Here is an 18,957-nt window from a genome sequence, read left to right as displayed (position 1 = left end):
CCGTTTCTGAAACAGATACAGTGAAGACGTGCAGAAAAACATTGCTGCCGTCTTCTTGCCGATGGCAGCCTCACGCCGGATTCAAGTCTGACCGGAGCATGGGATGACAGTTCCTTTCCGCTTAGAAATATTCTACAGCGAATCCCTGTTTGCCATGCCGCGGCGGCCAATCCGTTACTAGTTGCGCAGTTTCCGCAAGTCCGGATGCAACAGCATCAGCATGGCAAACAGCGACAGCAGCATGCCGCTGTAAATGAAAAGCTGGGACGGTGTCACGTACAGGATCAGGTAACCGGCAATCAGCGCCGACAGCGGCGCAATCGTGATCAGGATCAGCATCAGGATGCTGAGCACCCGGCCGTGGAGTTCGGTCGGAATCCGGCGCTGGATCCAGGTGAACAATCCGACCTGCACGTAGCCGGCGCCGACGCCGACCGCAAGCATCAGCGCCAGGCCGGCCTCAAGGACATGGGTGAATCCCATGCCGAGCACGGCCATGCCCGCCAGGCCGTCGATCAGGCAGACCGCGACGCCGAGATTGGCCACTTTCCTGGCGCGCAAGCCGGAGCACACGATGCCGACCAATTGGCCCAGGCCGTTGGCGGCGATCAGTATGCCGAACGCCGAAGCGCCGCCGCCCAGCTGGCGGTCCACCCACAGCGGCAGCCCTACCTGCACCGGGCCGGCCAGCAGCAACGTGACCACGGCCCAGTAACTGATCAGCGTCCTCAGCACGCGGTCGGACCACAGCCATTTTGCAGCGGGAACAATGGTGGCAAGCAGCGGCACATGATGACTCTGCGCCGGCTGCGGACGCGGCTGCAGACGCGGCACGGTGACCGTGGCAAGCAGGAAACAGCAAGCATTCAGCAAGAAAACCAGTCCCAGCCCATCCGCCGACGCCGCCAGCAGCCCGGCCAGGAGCGGCCCGCCCAGCATCGACACCTGGGTGACGCCCATGAGCATGGCGTTCGCCGGCTGCAGCTGGCGCGGGTCGATCAGCCTGGGCAGCATGGCGACCCGCGCCGGAATCGCAAAAGCGCCCGCCAGTCCCATGCCGCAGGCAAACAGGTAGACCATCCACAGCGCCAGCAAGTCATGCAGCAGCATCGCGCCGACTGCCGTCAGCAGGACGGTGCCTCCGGCCAGCGCGCATACCAGCACGGTGCGCGGCGAATGCCGGTCCACCACCACGCCGGCGAGCACCAGGAACAGGATTTTCGGCACCGCCACCACCGCCAGCACCGTACCCAGCGCCAGGCTGTCGTTGCTCAGCTTCAGCACCAGCCAGGGCAACGCCACCGTGGTCAGCTGCTCGCCCAGGAAGGCGGCGAATGACCCCACCATCAGCAGCAGGAAACCACGATGCAGCAATACCGGCGGCAGCCCCGCCCGGTCGGCAGGAACCGCGTTTTCTGCTGCGAGTTCTTCGGTCATTTCGGTCATGGCGGGAGCTTGTGCTTTCGAGCAGTCTGGCGTGGCGTAGGAAGGCAAGACGGGATCCCTGCATTACCGATGCAAATGCCATCATAGTTGGTAAAAATGCAATCAAAAGACTGGGTGCGCATTAGTCTACTGTGATTTTCCGCAATGCAACAGCCTGTGAAAAGTGACAGTTTCGGCGTTTTTTACTTTCTGTACAGTAACAATGTTACTTCGTTTTTTACTTGCAACATCGTCATCACTTTTGCCTCGTAACCTATGCGATGCGGCGGCTGGCTGCCTTCCCGGCCGTCGCTGCCAAAGCCTGGTTACGGCAACTGGTGTCCGCCTCAAACTTGTTTCCAAGCCAAGAGAATTCCATGCGCACGCTCCCCCTACAGCAGCTTTGTCCATGCTCTCTCGCCACTGAGGCAACCGCCTCCAGCAGCATCCCTTAAGCCCCTGCTCCAACCCGAGAATCGACGCCGGCGATCCACATGCCGTGGCAGGCGGCGGCCCGGGAGAAGCAGAACGCTTCCTCAATTTCCGATTGTTGTCAAAACACTGCCTAGAGGTTTTTATGTCGAATCCGGTTGAAACACCTGCGGCGCCAGGCGCGCTGTCCAACGACGGACCAGCGTCGGTCCACCCACTTTCTTCCGTGCAGCAAGTGGTGTGGCTGGACCAGATGCTGAATCCAGACATCCCCTATTACAACATCGGACTGGCAGTGCAAATCGACGCAGCCGTCGATCCGCTCGTGCTGCAGCAAGCCATCCGCTATTTCGCGGTGGAAAATGACGCCGCCAGGCTGGTGCTGGTCAAAGCCGGCGGCATGGCGCAGCAGCAGGTGTTGCCGTCGGTGGATTTTGTGTTGCCGGTACTGGATTTTTCCGGCGAAGCCGACGGCGACCTGCATGCCCGGCAGCGCATGGAACAGGTGTTCAAGCAGCCGTTCGACCTGTATGGCGGGCTGCTCTGGAAAATGGAACTGATACGCGTGAGTCCGTCGCGCTATTACTGGCTGCTGTGCTACCACCACCTGGTCGCCGACGGCATCAGCACGTCGCAGAGCTTCACCAGCATCGCCAGCGCCTACAACCGGCTGCTCGGACTGGACGTGACATTGGCCGAAGCCGCACCCTCCTACCTGGATTTCATCGCCAAGGACCGGGACTATTTTTCTTCCGCCCGGTTTGCGCTCGACAAGGAATTCTGGCGCCAGCGTTTCACGCAGCTGCCTGCGCGGCTGGTCGCAGGCGATAGCGCGCTCGCGGCCAGACAGCTGGCTCCCAGCGCGCAGCGCTACTGGTCTATCGACCGTCCGCGCTTCGACAAGATGACCGCGTTTGCAGCGGCCCACGGGTTTTCCGCGCCGGATTTCATGCTGGCCTTGACCAGCGTGTATTTCGCGCGCGCCAACGACCTCGACGAAGTTGTCATCGGCGTGCCCATCCATAACCGCGGCAACGCGCGCGAAAAAAGCACCTTCGGCATGTTCTCGTCGATCATTCCGGTGGCGATCGCGCTGGACCGGCAGCAGCCGTTCAGCCAAGCGATGGCAGCCGTTGCAAAGGAATTGCGCCGCTGCTACCGCCATCAGCGTTGCCCCATCGTCGAGATCAACCGCGCCCACAATGTGGTGCAGAACGGTTATCGCCAGCTGTTCGACGTCTCGCTTTCCTATGAAGTCTTCAATACCGATTTCCCCATGGGCGACGGGCTGGCCAGCGGCGTCAAGCTGGACCATGGATTCGAGCAGACGCCGCTGGCGCTGTCGGTCCGGGATTTCCACCAGGGCCAGGACGTGCTGGTTGTGTTCGATTACAACACGCGTCATTTCACGCAGGATGAAATCGTCCGGATACAAAGCCGCATGGCCTTGCTGATGGACGCCGTCATCGACGGCGCGGATTGTGCGATAGCCCGGCTGCCGTTGCTCGACGCCGGGGAACGCCATCAGGTCGTGACGGCCTGGAACGCCACGCAGGCGAGTTATCCATCATCCCTGCTGCCGCAGCTGTTCGAGGCACAGGCAGAAAAAACGCCGCAGGCGGCGGCCGTTGTACAAGGCGCCGAACAGCTGAGCTACGCCGAACTCAACCGCCAGGCCAACCGGCTGGCGCATTACCTGCGCGAACTGGGCGTGCAGCCGGACGACCGGGTGGCGGTCTGCGTCGAGCGCGGCGTATCGATGGTGGCCGGTTTGCTGGGCGTGCTGAAAGCAGGCGCGGCCTACGTGCCGCTGGATCCGGCTTACCCGGCGGACCGGCTGGCGCACATGCTGCACGACAGCGCGCCGCGGGCAGTGCTGACGCAGGCCGGGATCGAAGGCGGCTGGCAGCAGGTCCTGGCAGCGCTTCCATCAGGCTTGCCGGTGCTCGACCTGCAAGCCCCGGCCTGGAGCGCCTATCCAGATCACAACCCGGACAGCAGCCGGCTCGCGCCATCTCACCTGGCTTACGTGATCTATACCTCGGGTTCGACCGGCACGCCGAAAGGGGTGATGATCGAACACCGCAACCTGAGCAACCTGGCGCATTGGCATAACGCTGCATTCGAGCTGCAGGCGGGCCAGCGGACCTCGTGCGTGGCGCGGCTGGGATTCGACGCCGCGGCCTGGGAAATCTGGCCAAGCCTGTGCGTCGGCGCAACCCTGTTGCTGCCGGTGCGGGACGACGACGCGGCGACGGTGCTGGCATGGTGGAGCGAACAAACGCTGGATGTGAGTTTCCTGCCGACGCCGATGGCCGAACACGCCCTGCGCAACGGCATCGGCAATCCGCACCTGCGCCACCTGCTGACCGGCGGCGACCGCTTGCGGCACGCTCCGCAGGCAGGATTGCCGTTCTCCCTGGTCAACAACTATGGCCCGACCGAGGCGACGGTGGTCGCCACATCCGGCCGGCTGGCAGCAGCCGGCGAGGTCTTGCATATCGGCCGCCCGATTGCCAACGCCCAGGTCTACCTGCTGGATGCCGAGGGTGAGCCGGTGCCGGTCGGCGTGGCAGGCGAGCTGCACATCGGCGGCGCCGGCGTGGCGCGCGGTTACCTGAACCAGCCGCAGCTGACCGAACAGCGCTTTGTTCCCGATCCCTTCTCGCAGCTGCCTGGCGCACGCCTGTACAAGACCGGCGACCTGGCGCGCTGGCAGGCTGACGGCAACCTGGTTTACCTGGGCCGCAACGACTTCCAGGTCAAGATCCGCGGCTTCCGCATCGAGCTGGGCGAAATCGAAACCCAGCTTGCATCCCATCCGGCCATCCGCGAAGCGGTGGTCATCGTGCGCGAAGACACGCCCGGCGACCAGCGCCTGGTGGCCTACATCGTGACCGGCGAGGACATCGATGCCGCAGCCCTGCGCACGCATCTTGGCCTCAGCCTGCCGGACTACATGGTGCCGGCGGCTTACGTCACGCTGCCAGCGCTGCCATTGACGCCAAACGGCAAGCTGGACCGCAAGAACCTGCCCGCTCCCGATGGCGATGCTTACGCCTTCAATGGCTATGCCGCGCCAGAGGGGGCAACCGAAACCGTCCTGGCAGCGATCTGGACGGAGCTGCTGCAGATAGAACGCATCGGCCGCCATGACAATTTCTTCTCGCTCGGCGGGCATTCGCTGCTGGCCGTGACCCTGGTGGAAAGGATGCGCCAGCAAGGTTTGCAGGCAGAGGTGCGCGCGCTGTTCGCCGCGCCGACCCTGGCCGGGCTGGCCGCCGCAATCGGCGCGGAAAGCCGCCTGGTAACGGTGCCTCCCAGCCTGATTCCTGCCGGCTGCGAATGCATCACGCCGGCGATGCTGCCGATGGTGGCATTGACCGATGCAGAAATTGCCCATGTGGTCGACAAGGTTCCCGGCGGCGCCGCCAATGTGCAGGATATCTACCCGCTGGCGCCGCTGCAGGAAGGCATCCTGTTCCACCACATGATGGCAAAGGAAGGCGATCCCTACCTGCTGGTCGGCATGACCGGCTTCGACACACGGGAACGGCTTGCGTCCTACCTGGCGGCATTGCAAGGCGTGATACAGCGCCACGACGTGTTGCGCACCGCCATCGTCTGGGAAGGCGTGCCGGAACCGCTGCAGGTGGTCTGGCGCTCGGCGCCGCTGGTGCAGGAAGAACTGATGCTGGATCCGGCCAACGGCGATATCGCCGGCCAGCTGCGCGCCCGTTTCGATCCGCGCCATACCCGCCTCGACCTGTCGCAGGCGCCCTTGATGCGCACCAGCTTTGCCTACGACGCGACACAAAAGCGCTGGGTGCTGCTGACCTTGATCCATCACCTGGTGAACGACCACACCACCCTGGAAGTGATGCGCGCCGAAATCGCCGCGCATTTACAGGAACAAGAAGCACAGCTGCCCGCCCCGCTGCAATTCCGCAACCATGTGGCGCAGGCGCGATCCGGCGCCAGCACCGAGACGCACGAAACTTTCTTCCGCCGGATGCTGGGCGATGTCGATGAGCCAACCGCGCCGTTCGGTTTGCTGGAAGTGCATGGCGACGGCGGCGGACTGGAAGAGAGCCACGTGCAGCTCGACGCCAGGCTGTCGCAGCGCTTGCGGCAGCAGGCGCGGCAACTGGGCGTCAGCGCCGCCAGCCTATTCCATCTGGCATGGGGCCAGGTGCTGGCGCGGGTCGCCAGCCGCAGCGACGTGGTGTTCGGCACGGTGCTGTTCGGCCGCATGCAGGGCGGTGAAGGCGCCGACCGCATGATGGGTTTGCTGATCAATACGCTGCCGCTGCGGATCAGCATCGATGGGCAAGGCGCGGCGGCAAGCGTGCGGCGCACCCACGCCTTGCTGGTGGAACTGATGGAACACGAACATGCCTCGCTGGCGCTGGCGCAGCGCGCCAGTGCGATCGCAGCGCCGCAGCCCTTGTTCTCGGCCTTGCTCAACTATCGCCACAGCATGCTCAGCCAGGCAGCGCCCTCCGAGCAAGAAGCCTGGAACGGCATCACCCGGATTTCAGGAGAGGAACGCAGCAACTATCCGTTGAGCTTGTCGGTGGACGACCTCGGATCCGGTTTCGCCCTGACCGCGCAAGTGACGCCTGCAGTCGGCGCAATGCGCATCTGCGATTTCATGCAGACCGCGCTGGAACGCCTGGTGGCGGCGTTGGAGACGGCGCCGGAGCGCGCCATCAACAGTATCGACGTGCTGCCGGCAGCGGAGCGCCATCAGATCGTCCAAACGTGGAATGCAAACCAGCCCGGCTATCCCGGGCAATTGCTGCCGCAGCTGTTCGAAGCGCAAGTAGCAAGGACGCCGCAGGCCGCAGCAGTGACGCACGGCGCCGAACAGCTGAGCTACGCCGAACTCAACCGCCAGGCCAACCGGCTGGCGCATTACCTGCGCGAACTGGGCGTGCAGCCGGACGACCGGGTCGCGATCTGCGTCGAGCGCGGCATAGCGATGGTGGTCGGTTTGCTGGCCGTGCTGAAGGCAGGCGCGGCCTATGTGCCGCTCGATCCGGCTTATCCGGCCGACCGCCTGGCGCACATGCTCAACGATAGCGCGCCGCGGGTAGTACTGACGCAGGCCGGGATCGAAGGCAGCTGGCCGCAGGTGAAAGCGACGATTGCACCCGGCTTGCCGTTGCTGGACCTGCAGGCGCCGGCCTGGAGCGCCTATCCGGACCACAATCCCGACAGCAGCCACCTGGCGCCGTCAGACATGGCCTACGTGATCTACACCTCGGGCTCGACCGGCACGCCGAAAGGCGTGATGGTCGAACATCGCAATGTAACGCGCCTGTTTGCGGCGACCGACGCCTGGTTCCATTTTGGCGCGCAAGATGTGTGGAGCCTGTTCCATTCCTTCGCCTTCGATTTCTCGGTATGGGAAATCTGGGGCGCGTTGCTGCATGGCGGGCGCCTGGTGGTGGTGCCCCTGGAAACGGCGCGTTCGGCGGAGGATTTCTATCGTCTGTTATGCCGCGAAAAAATAACCATCCTCAACCAGACGCCAAGCGCCTTCCGCCAGCTGATTGCAGCGCAAAGCGGCAGCGCCGAAACGCACCTGCTGCGGCATGTGATTTTCGGCGGCGAAGCGCTGGAACCGGCGACACTGGCGCCGTGGTACACCCGGAAGCAGAACTGCGCCACGCGCCTGATCAATATGTACGGGATTACAGAAACCACTGTCCACGTTACCTACCAGCCGATTGAAGCGGCCGACACCGTACGCGGCGGCGTCAGTCCGATCGGCGTGCGCATCCCGGATCTCAGCGTGTACCTGCTGGATACCCTAGGCGAACCGGCGCCGGTCGGCGTGGCCGGCGAGCTATATATCGGCGGCGCCGGCGTGGCGCGCGGTTACCTGAACCGGCCGGAACTGACCGCGCAGCGCTTCATTCCCGATCCATTCTCGCAACAGCCGGATGCCCGCCTGTACAAGACCGGCGACCTGGCGCGCTGGCAAGCCGACGGCAACCTGGCCTACCTGGGACGCAACGACTTCCAGGTCAAGATCCGCGGTTTCCGTATCGAACTGGGTGAGATCGAAACCCAGCTGGCTTCCCACCCGGCAATCCGCGAAGCGGTGGTGATCGCGCGCGAAGACACGCCCGGCGACAAGCGCCTGGTGGCCTACATCGTGGTCCATGAAGAAGTCGACGCCGAAACCTTGCGCGCGCACCTGAACCTCAACCTGCCGGACTACATGGTGCCGGCGGCTTATGTCACGCTGGCGGCGTTGCCGTTGACGGCGAACGGCAAGCTGGACCGCAAGAACCTGCCGGCGCCGGCTGGCGATGCCTATGCCGTGAGCGGTTATGAAGCGCCGCAAGGGGAAACCGAGACGGCGCTGGCGGCCATCTGGTCCGCCCTGCTGCAGATCGGCCGCATCGGCCGCCACGACAATTTCTTCTCGCTGGGCGGTCATTCGCTGCTGGCCGTCAGCCTGATGGAAAAGATGCGCCAGCAAGGTTTGCAGGCAGAAGTGCGCGCGCTGTTCGCCGCGCCGACCCTGGCTGGACTGGCGGCTGCAATCGGCGAGGAAAGCCGCGTGGTCGCCGTCCCGGCCAGCCTGATCCCGGCCGGATGCGGGCTCATCACACCGGCGATGCTGCCGATGGCTGCCTTGGACAGCGCTGAAATTGACCGCGTGGTCGACAGCGTTCCCGGCGGCGCCGCCAATGTGCAGGATATCTACCCGCTGGCGCCGCTGCAGGAAGGCATCCTGTTCCATCACCTGATGGCCAAGGACGGCGACCCCTATCTGCTGGTCGGATTGACCGCTTTCGATACGCGGACGCGCCTGGACGGATATCTGGCAGCCCTGCAAGGCGTGATACAGCGGCACGACGTGCTGCGCACCGCCATCGTCTGGGAAGGCGTGCCGGAACCGCTGCAGGTGGTCTGGCGCTCAGCGCCGCTGGTACAGGAAGAACTGATGCTGGACCCGGCCGACGGCGATATCGCCGGCCAGCTGCGCGCCCGTTTCGATCCGCGCCATACCCGCCTCGACCTGTCGCAGGCGCCCTTGATGCGCACCAGCTTTGCCTACGACTCTGTACAGGAACGCTGGGTATTGCTGACCCTGATGCATCACCTGGTGAGCGACCATACCACCCTGGAAGTGGTGCGCGCCGAAATCGCCGCACATTTGCAAGGACAGCAAGCGCAGCTGCCGGTCCCGCTGCAGTTCCGCAATTATGTGGCGCAAGCCCGGCTGGGCGGCAACATCGAGGTGCATGAAGCCTTCTTCCGCCAGATGCTGGGCGATGTCGATGAGCCAACCGCGCCATTCGGCTTGCTGGAAGTGCATGGCGACGGCGGCGGACTGGAAGAAGGCCATGTGCAGCTCAGTACAGCGCTGTCAAAGCGTCTGCGGCAGCAGGCGCGGCAACTGGGCGTCAGCGCAGCCAGCCTGTGCCATCTGGCCTGGGGCCAGGTGCTGGCGCGGATCGCCAACCGCAGCGACGTGGTGTTCGGCACCGTGCTGTTCGGCCGCATGCAAGGCGGCGCAGGCACCGACCGCATGATGGGCCTGCTGGTCAATACCCTGCCACTGCGGATCAACATCGACGCCCAAGGCGCGGCGGCAAGCGTGCGGCATACGCATGCCTTGCTGACCGAACTGATGGAACACGAACATGCCTCGCTGGCGCTGGCGCAGCGCGCCAGTGCGATCGCAGCGCCGCAGCCCTTGTTCTCGGCCTTGCTCAACTACCGCCACGGCATGCTTGGCGAAACCACGGCCGCCGAGCAGGCGACCTGGGAAGGCGTCACCCAGATTTCGGGAGAGGAACGCAGCAATTATCCGTTGACCCTGTCGGTGGACGACCTCGGATCCGGCTTCGCCTTGACCGCGCAAGTGACGCCTGCGGTCGGCGCATTGCGCGTGTGCGGTTTCATGCAAACCGCGCTGGAACGCCTGGTGGCGGCGCTGGAGACAACCCCGGAGCGTGCCGTCAACAGCATCGATGTCATGCCGGCCGCGGAACGCCAGCAGGTTGTCAGCAGCTGGAACGCAACAAAAACCAGGCAGCCGGCACCACTGTTGCCGCAGCTGTTCGAGGCGCAGGCCGCTAAAACCCCGCAAGCAATCGCGGCGGTGCACGGAACGGCGCAGCTGAGTTATGCCGAACTCAACCGCCAGGCTAACCAGCTGGCGCATCACCTGCGGCAGCTGGGAGTCAAGCGCAATGACCGCATAGCGCTGCAGCTGGAGCGTTCGCTGCCGCTGCTTGTCGCCATACTGGCGATCCTCAAATGCGGCGCCGCCTATGTGCCGATCGACGCCAGCCTGCCCGACGAGCGCAAGATTTTCATGGCAAACGACAGCAGCGCCACCCTGCTCCTGGCGCACAGCTCTGGCCGCTGGCCGGCGCAGGCCGCGCTGACCAGGGTCGACCTCGACCATATCGCCGCCGGCGCCTATGCCGCTGACAACCTGACGCCGGGGGGCGACGACGAAACGATCGCCTACATCATGTACACCTCCGGTTCGACCGGACAACCGAAGGGCGTAATGGTGCCCCATCGCGGCATCAAGCGCCTGGTGCTGGAAAACGGCTACGCCGCGTTCGACGCCGGCGACCGCATCGCGTTCGCAGCCAATCCGGCGTTCGACGCCTCGACCGTCGAAATCTGGGGCGCCTTGCTGAACGGCGGACGGATCGTGGTAATCGACAAAGAAATATTCCTGGATCCGCTGCACCTCGCCGATGCGCTTGAACGGCAAGGCATCACCACGCTGTTCCTGACGACCGCGGTGTTCAACCAATGCGCAGCGGTTGCGCCGGATGCGTTCGGCCGCCTGCGTTTCCTGATGACCGGCGGCGAACGCTGCGATCCGGCGGCGTTTGCGCGTGTGCTGGAAGCCGGCAAACCCGGGCACCTGATCCACTGCTACGGCCCGACCGAAGCGACGACCTACGCCACCACATACGAAGTCAGCGTGGCCGATGCAAGCCAGGCCACCATACCGATAGGCCGGCCGATCGCCGGCACCCAGGTGTACCTGCTGGATGCGCATGGCGAGCCGGTGCCGGTTGGCGTGGCAGGTGAGATGTATATCGGCGGCGCCGGCATAGCACGCGGTTACCTCAACCGCGAAGAATTGACGGCGGAACGCTTCATTCCAGACCGTTTCAGCAGCCAGCCCGGCGCCTTGCTGTACCGCACCGGCGACCTGGCGCTGTGGCAGGCCGACGGCAACCTGGTGCACCTGGGGCGCAACGACTTCCAGGTCAAGATCCGCGGGTTCCGCATCGAGCTGGGCGAGATCGAAGCAAAACTGGCATCGCATCCGGCAGTGCGCGAGGCGGTCGTGATTGCGCGCGAAGACAATCCTGGCGACAAGCGCCTGGTGGCGTATATCATCGCCAGCGAAGAAATCGACGCCGCGGCCTTGCGCTCCCACCTGAGCGTCAGCATGCCGGAGTACATGGTGCCGGCGGCGTACGTCATGCTGGCGGCGCTGCCGCTGACGCCGAACGGCAAGCTGGATCGGAAACACTTGCCGGCGCCCGAGGCCGATGCTTACGCAGCGAGCGGCTATGTCGCGCCGGAAGGCGAAACCGAAATCGCCCTGGCGGCGATCTGGTCGCAACTGCTGCGGGTCGACCGTATCGGCCGCCATGATAATTTCTTTTCACTGGGCGGCCATTCGCTGATAGCGGTGCAGATGATTTCACGCATCAGGCAGGCGTTCGCCATCGAGGTAGCGATCAGCACCCTGTTCGCCTGTCCGGTGCTGCGCGATTTTTCCGCGCAATTGCTGGCCGGCAGTCATAGCGTGCGGCCGCCGCTGACGGCAGCCACTGCCGCCGAGCGCGAACAGCTGTCGTTCGCCCAGCAGCGCTTGTGGTTCCTGGAACAGATGGGCGGGGTCAGCCATGCCTATCACATTCCGCTGGGCCTGCAGCTGCGCGGCGAACTCGACCGGGTAGCCCTGGTCCAGGCGCTGGAGCGCCTGGTGTTCCGCCACGAAGCGCTGCGCACCAGCTTTGCGGCAAAAGAAGGCCACGGCGCGATCCAGCGCGTGGCAGCTGCGGACGTCAGCCATTTCCATCTGCTGGAACACGACTTGCGGCATCATCCGGAGCGCGACGCGGAGCTGGAGCGCCAGCTTGCCGTAGAAGCGGCGCGACCTTTCGACCTGGCCCAGGGTCCGCTGATCCGCGGCTTGCTGCTGCAAGAAACGCGGACCCGGCACACGCTCTTGATCACGGCCCACCATATCGTTTCAGACGGCTGGTCGACGGCTATCCTGCTCGATGAAATCAGCGCGCTCTACAACGCCTACCACGAAGGCCGCCATGATCCGCTGCCGCCGCTGACGGTGCAATATCCCGATTACGCGGCATGGCAAAGGCGCTGGATAAGTGGAGCGGTGCTGGAGCAGCAGGCGGCATACTGGAAACAGAGCCTGGCAGGCGCGCCGACCTTGCTCGAAGTGCCGGCGGATTATCCGCGCCCGCCGCAGCAAGACTACGCCGGCTCCAGCATCGATACGACGCTGGACGCCACGCTGACGCGCAAACTGAAAGCATTGAGCCAGCGCCACGGCAGCACCCTGTACATGACGCTGCTCGGCAGCTGGACCCTGCTGCTGGGCCGGCTGGCGGGACAGGACGATATCGTCATCGGCACCCCGGCGGCCAACCGCAGCCAGCAGGAGGCGGAGGGTTTGATCGGTTTTTTCGTCAACACGCTGGCGCTGCGTATCCGCCTGCCGGAAAACGCAACGGTGGCCTCGCTGCTGGCGCATGTCAGGCAACAAGCGCTGGCGGCGCAGCAGCATCAGGAAATCCCGTTCGAGCAAGTGGTGGAACATACCCACCCTGTGCGCAGCATGGCGCACAGCCCCCTGTTCCAGGTAATGTTTGCATGGCAGAACGCGCCGCAAGGCAAGCTGCAGCTGTCCGGGCTGGAACTGGCGCCGCTGGCCGTAAGGCAGGTCACGGCAAAATTCGACCTGACCCTGGCGCTGGGCGAATCGGGCGATGCGGTAACCGGCTCGCTGGAATATGCGACGGCCTTGTTTGAACCAGGCACGGTGCAGCGCTACCTGGGTTATTGGCATCGCCTGCTGCAAGCGATGGTCGCTGACGATGGGCAGCAGATCGCCAGCCTGCCGTTGACGGGCGAAGCGGAACGCCAGCTACTGGATGAGTGGAACGCCACGCAGGTGACGTATCCGGAACGTGAATCGCTATTGCATCAGTTATGCGAAGTGCAAGCGGCGCGGACGCCGCAAGCGGTGGCGGTGGAGCAAGGAACGCAACAGCTGAGTTATGCCGAACTCAATCGCCAGGCCAACCAGCTGGCGCATTACCTGCGCGAGCTGGGCGTGCGGCCGGACGACCGGGTAGCGATCTGCGCCGAACGCAGCCTGGCCATGGTGGTTGCCCTGCTGGCAGTGCTGAAGGCGGGCGCTGCCTACGTGCCGCTGGATCCGGCCTATCCGGCGGACCGCCTGGCGCACATGCTCAGCGACAGCGGACCGCGCGTGGTATTGACACAAGCAGGGATCGAAGGCGGCTGGCAGCAGGTCCGGGCGGCGCTGCCACCGGACTTGCCGGTGCTTGACCTGCAGGCGGCAAGCTGGGATGCCTATCCCGGCCACAATCCGGACAGCAGCCATCTCACGCCGTCAGACCTGGCGTACGTGATCTACACCTCGGGTTCGACCGGAAAACCGAAGGGCGTGATGAACGAACATCGCGGCGTGGTCAACCGCATGCTGTGGATGCAGCAGGCTTACGGCTTGGAACAGCACGACGTGGTGCTGCAAAAAACGCCTTTCAGTTTCGACGTCTCGGTGTGGGAATTCTTCTGGCCGCTGATGGTGGGCGCCAAGCTGGTGATGGCCAAGCCGGACGGCCACAAGGATCCGCGTTACCTGAGCGAGGTCATCCGTACCGCCGGCGTGACTACGCTGCATTTCGTGCCATCCATGCTGCAGGTATTCGCGACGCATGGCGAGGCGGCGAACTGCAGCGGCATCGTCCGCGTGATGTGCAGCGGCGAAGCGCTGCCGGCGTCGCTGGTGCGCAGTTTCCATGCGCTGCTGCCGCAAGCCCAGCTGCATAACCTGTACGGCCCTACCGAAGCCGCGGTCGATGTCACTGCCTGGACTGCCGTTGCGGGGGAAACCAGAGGCCTCATTCCTATCGGCAAGCCGATCGCCAATACCAGCATCCACATCCTCGACGCCCTGGGCCAGCCGGTGCCGATCGGCGTCGCGGGCGAACTGCATATCGGCGGCGTGCAGGTGGCGCGCGGTTACCTGAACCAGCCGCAACTGACCGAGCAGCGTTTCATTGCCGACCCGTTCTCGCCGCAGCCCGGCGCCCGCCTGTACAAGACCGGCGACCTGGCGCGCTGGCAAACCGACGGCAACCTGGCTTACCTGGGACGCAACGACTTCCAGGTCAAGATCCGCGGCTTCCGCATCGAGCTGGGCGAGATCGAAACCCAGCTGGTTTCCCATCCTGCGGTCCGTGAAGCGGTAGTGATCGCGCGCGAAGACAATCCCGGCGACAAGCGCCTGGTGGCTTACATCGTGGCCGACGAAGAAATCGGCGCCGAGGTCCTGCGCACGCACCTGGGCAGCAGCATGCCTGATTACATGGTGCCGGCCGCCTATGTCACGCTGGCGGCGCTGCCGTTGACGCCGAACGGCAAGCTGGACCGCAACAACCTGCCGGCTCCGGACGGCGGCGCCTACGCCGCCGGCGGTTATGCCGCGCCGGAAGGAGAAAACGAAATCGCCCTGGCGGCCATCTGGTCGGAGCTGCTGCGGGTCGAACGCATCGGCCGCCACGACAACTTCTTCTCCCTCGGCGGCCATTCGCTGCTGGCGGTGCAGATGATGTCGCGCATCCGGCAGGCGTTCGGCGTTGAAGTGGCGTTAAGCACCCTGTTCATGCATCCGTTTTTTTCCGACTTTGCCGCCCAGCTGCCCGGCAGCGACGCCAGCATCCGGCCTGCGATGACGCTCGCCACCGGCGCCGAGCGGGAACAGCTGTCGTTTGCGCAGCAGCGCCTGTGGTTCCTGGAGCAGATGGGCGAAGTGCGCCAGGCTTACCATGTGCCGCTGGCCCTGCAGCTGCGCGGCGAACTCGACCGGGTGGCCCTGGTCCAGGCGCTGGAACGGCTGGTGTTCCGTCACGAAGCGCTGCGCACCAGCTTCATCCCGCAGCATGGCCAAGGTGCGATACAGCAGGTCGCGGCGGCGGACGTCAGCCATTTCCACTTGCTTGAGCACGACTTGCGGCACCATCCCGAACGCGACGCCGAACGGGAACGCCTGATCGCCGCGGAAGCAGCCGCACCGTTCGACCTGGCCCGCGGCCCGCTGATCCGCGGCCGCCTGCTGCAAGAGACGCGCACCCAGCACACGCTGCTGGTGACCATGCACCATATCGTTTCGGACGGCTGGTCGCTCGGCGTGCTGCTTAACGAAGTCAGCGCTCTGTATAACGCCTATCGGCAAGGCGAGCACGATCCGCTGCCGGCCCTGGCCGTGCAATATCCGGACTACGCGGCATGGCAGCGCCGCTGGATGAGCGGCACGGTGCTGGAACAGCAGACGGCGTATTGGACCGAAAACCTGGCCGGCGCGCCGACCTTGCTGGAACTTCCTACCGATTACCCGCGTCCGCCGCAGCAAGACTATGCCGGCGCCTGGGTCGACGCCGTGCTGGACGGCGAGTTGACGAAAAAGCTCAAGGCGCTCAGCCAGCGCCACGGCACCACCCTTCACATGACGCTGCTGAGCAGCTGGGCGCTGCTGCTGGGCCGGCTGGCGGGGCAGGACGATATCGTCATCGGCACGCCGGCGGCGAACCGCAGCCAGCAGGAAGTGGAAGGCTTGATCGGTTTCTTTGTCAACACGCTGGCGCTGCGTATCCATCTGCCCGAGCATGCGACGGTAGGCACGCTGCTGACCCATGTGAAGCAGCAATCCGTGGCCGCGCAGCAGCACCAGGAAATTCCTTTCGAGCAGGTGGTCGAGCATACGCATCCGGTGCGCAGCATGGCGCACAGTCCGCTGTTCCAGGTGATGTTCGCCTGGCAGAACGCGCCGCAAGGCAGGCTCAGCCTGGCCGGCCTGGAAATGACGCAGCTGCCGTTCAAGCAGGTCACCGCGAAATTCGACCTGACCCTGTCGCTGGGCGAATCGGACGACGTCATCGCCGGCGTCCTGGAATATGCCACGGCGCTGTTCGAACGCGGCACCGTGGAACGCTACCTGGGATATTGGCAGCGCCTGCTGCAAGCGATGGTCGACGACGATGCGCAGCAGATCGCGCGCCTGCCGCTGCTGGGCGCCGCCGAACGCCATCAGATCGTGACGGCGTGGAATGCAACCGGCGCCGGCAATCCGCAAGACTTGCTGCCGCAGCTGTTCGAAGCACAGGCGGCCAAGACGCCGCAGGCGATTGCCGTGGTGCATGGCGCCGAGCAGCTGAGCTACGCCGGACTCAACCGCCGCGCCAGCCAGCTGGCGCACTACCTGCGTGCGCTGGGCGTCAAACCCGGCGACCGGGTGGCCTTGCATCTTGACCGTTCATCGCAGCTGGTTGTCGCCGAGCTGGCGATCCTGAAATGCGGCGCGGCCTATGTGCCGATCGATCCGGCGCTGCCCGACGAACGCAAGGTGTTCATGGCAAGCGACAGCGGCGTCAGCCTGGTCCTGGCTTTGGCGGGCGGCAACTGGCCGGCGCTGGCAACGGTAACCAGGGTCAACCTGGACGGCTCGCCGGAAACCGCATGCGCCGCGGATAACCTGGCGCCGGCGGGCGATAACGACACGATCGCCTACATCATGTACACCTCGGGTTCAACCGGACAGCCCAAAGGGGTGATGGTGCCGCATCGCGGCATCAAGCGCCTGGTGCTGGAGAACGGCTACGCCGCATTCGACGCCAGCGACCGCATCGCATTCGCCGCCAATCCGGCCTTCGATGCCTCGACCATGGAAATCTGGGGCGCCTTGCTCAATGGCGGGCGGATCGTCGTGATCGACAAGGAGGTATTCCTCGATCCGTTCCGGTTTGCCGGGGCGCTGGAACAGCACGCTGTCACCGCGCTGTTCATCACCACCGCCGTGTTCAACCAATGCGCGGCGATTGTGCCGGATGCATTCGGCAAGCTGCGTTACCTGCTGACCGGCGGCGAACGCTGCGATCCGGCGGCGTTTGCGCGTGTGCTGGAAGCCGGCAAACCCGGGCACCTGATCCACTGCTATGGGCCGACCGAAACCACTACCTATGCGACCACTCATGAAATCACGGCGGTCGACCCGGCCCAGGCCACCATACCGATTGGCCGGCCGATCGCCAACACCCAGGCATATCTGCTGGATACCCACGGCGAGCCGGTGCCGGTTGGCGTGACGGGTGAGATATATATCGGCGGCGCAGGCGTAGCCTGCGGTTACCTGAACCGTCCCGAGCTGACGGAAGAAAGGTTCGTTCCGGATCGTTTCTCCGGACTGCCCGGCGCGCTGTTGTACCGCACCGGCGACCTGGCGCGCTGGCAGGCCGACGGCAACCTGGTGCACCTGGGGCGCAACGACTTCCAGGTCAAGATCCGCGGTTTCCGCATCGAACTGGGCGAGATCGAAGCCAAGCTGGCCGCGCATCCGGCGGTGCGCGAGGCGGTGGTGATTGCGCGCGAGGACAGTCCTGGCAACAAGCGCCTGGTGGCCTATGTTGTCGCGCATGAAACTGCCGGCGTGGAAACCGTCGATGCCGAAACGCTGCGCTCCCACCTGAGCGTCAACATGCCGGAGTACATGGTGCCGGCAGCGTACGTCATGCTGGCCGCGCTGCCGCTGACGCCGAACGGCAAGCTGGACCGGAAGCACCTGCCGGCGCCTGCGGCGGATGCCTATGCGGTCGGCGGTTATGCGGCGCCCGAGGGGGAAATCGAAACGGTCCTGGCCGGCATCTGGTCGGAACTGCTGCAGATCGAACGCATCGGCCGCCACGACAATTTCTTCTCTCTGGGCGGGCATTCCCTCTCGATATTGCAGGTCGTGAACCTGCTCAAGCAAAAAGGCGTGCGGATTTCAGCCAGCGACGTGTTTACCTATCCGACGGTCGCCCGGCTGGCCGAACACATCGCGCAGCTGAATCCACTGGAGACGGAAAATGCTGCCGTGCTGATCCGCGCCGGCGGCCGGCAGCGCCCCTTGTTCCTGATGCACGAAGGCTCGGGCTTGCTGATTTATGCGCATATGCTGGCAAGCCATATCCATCCCGACATCCCGGTATACGGCTTGCCGCCGGTGCCGCTGGAACAGCCGCAGCTGTCGACGGTGCAGGGCATGGCGGTGCGCGCGGCCGACCTGATCCGGGCGGTGCAGCCGAGCGGCCCCTACCGGCTGGCCGGCTGGTCGTTCGGCGGAGCGCTGGCTTACGAGGTAGCGCAGCAATTCCTCAATGCAGGCCAGGAGGTCGAGTTTATCGGGCTGTTCGACACCCACTGCTCTATCGGCGACGATGATGAGCGCGAATGGAAACTAGGCGACAAGCAGCTGATGCTGACGCTGCTGGAAGCCGCCGCCGGCAACGATCCGGTGCTCAAGGCCGCGATGGAAAAGCTGAAAGCGGCCGCGCCGGATATCGATGTCCCCACCCTGCTGCAGCTGGCCAGGCGGAACGGCTTGTTTCCGGCCGGGTTTTCCTTGCAGGGCTTGCTGCAGCTGATGGAAAACAGCCGCACCATCATCCGTGCCTACGGCGACTATGCGGCGCAGCCGATCGGCGTTCCGGTGCACTTCTACAGTGCCGAGGGCGACACCGTCAACGAGCCTCTGCGCGGCTGGGGCGCCGTGGTGCCGGAAATGCTGCTGCGGCTGGTGCCGGTGCCGGGCACCCACCAGTCGATGATGATTTCACCGCATATCGAGGTTTTTGCGCATGCCTTGAATACCGCCTTGCAGCCGGCAAAGCAGGAAGGAGTACTGGCATCCCTGCAGCCCTGACACAGGACGTTGCAACAGGCAAACTTCCGGCTGGCCGGCTATCAGCGGCGGCTGATAGCCATTAGCAGCCGGAAGCGAAT

Annotated in this window: 2 protein-coding genes; one reads left to right on the top strand and one right to left on the bottom strand. The window is 64.7% G+C overall.

Annotated features, from left to right (window positions below):
• Positions 1 to 177: 177 nt before the first annotated feature.
• Positions 178 to 1,446 carry an MFS transporter gene (locus V8G57_RS22055; protein ID WP_342831224.1) on the bottom strand — a complete coding sequence of 423 codons (1,269 nt, stop codon included), beginning with the start codon at positions 1,444 to 1,446 and terminating at the stop codon, positions 178 to 180.
• A 556-nt stretch (positions 1,447 to 2,002) separates the two neighbouring features.
• Here V8G57_RS22055 and V8G57_RS22050 point away from each other — a divergent pair.
• Positions 2,003 to 18,877: an amino acid adenylation domain-containing protein gene (locus V8G57_RS22050; protein WP_342831223.1), complete on the top strand. Its 16,875-nt coding sequence runs from the start codon at positions 2,003 to 2,005 to the stop codon at positions 18,875 to 18,877.
• Positions 18,878 to 18,957: the final 80 nt, after the last annotated feature.

The sequence above is a fragment of the Collimonas rhizosphaerae genome (genome assembly GCF_038896935.1).
In the GTDB taxonomy this organism is placed as follows: Bacteria; Pseudomonadota; Gammaproteobacteria; order Burkholderiales; family Burkholderiaceae_D; genus Collimonas; species Collimonas rhizosphaerae.
This window is presented reverse-complemented; position numbering and strand designations above follow the sequence as displayed.

Excerpts from the sequence above, each read along its gene's own strand:
- V8G57_RS22055 (WP_342831224.1), bottom strand. The coding sequence starts at position 1,446 with ATGACCGAAATGACCGAAGAACTCGCAGCAGAAAACGCGGTTCCTGCC.
- V8G57_RS22050 (WP_342831223.1), top strand. The coding sequence starts at position 2,003 with ATGTCGAATCCGGTTGAAACACCTGCGGCGCCAGGCGCGCTGTCCAAC.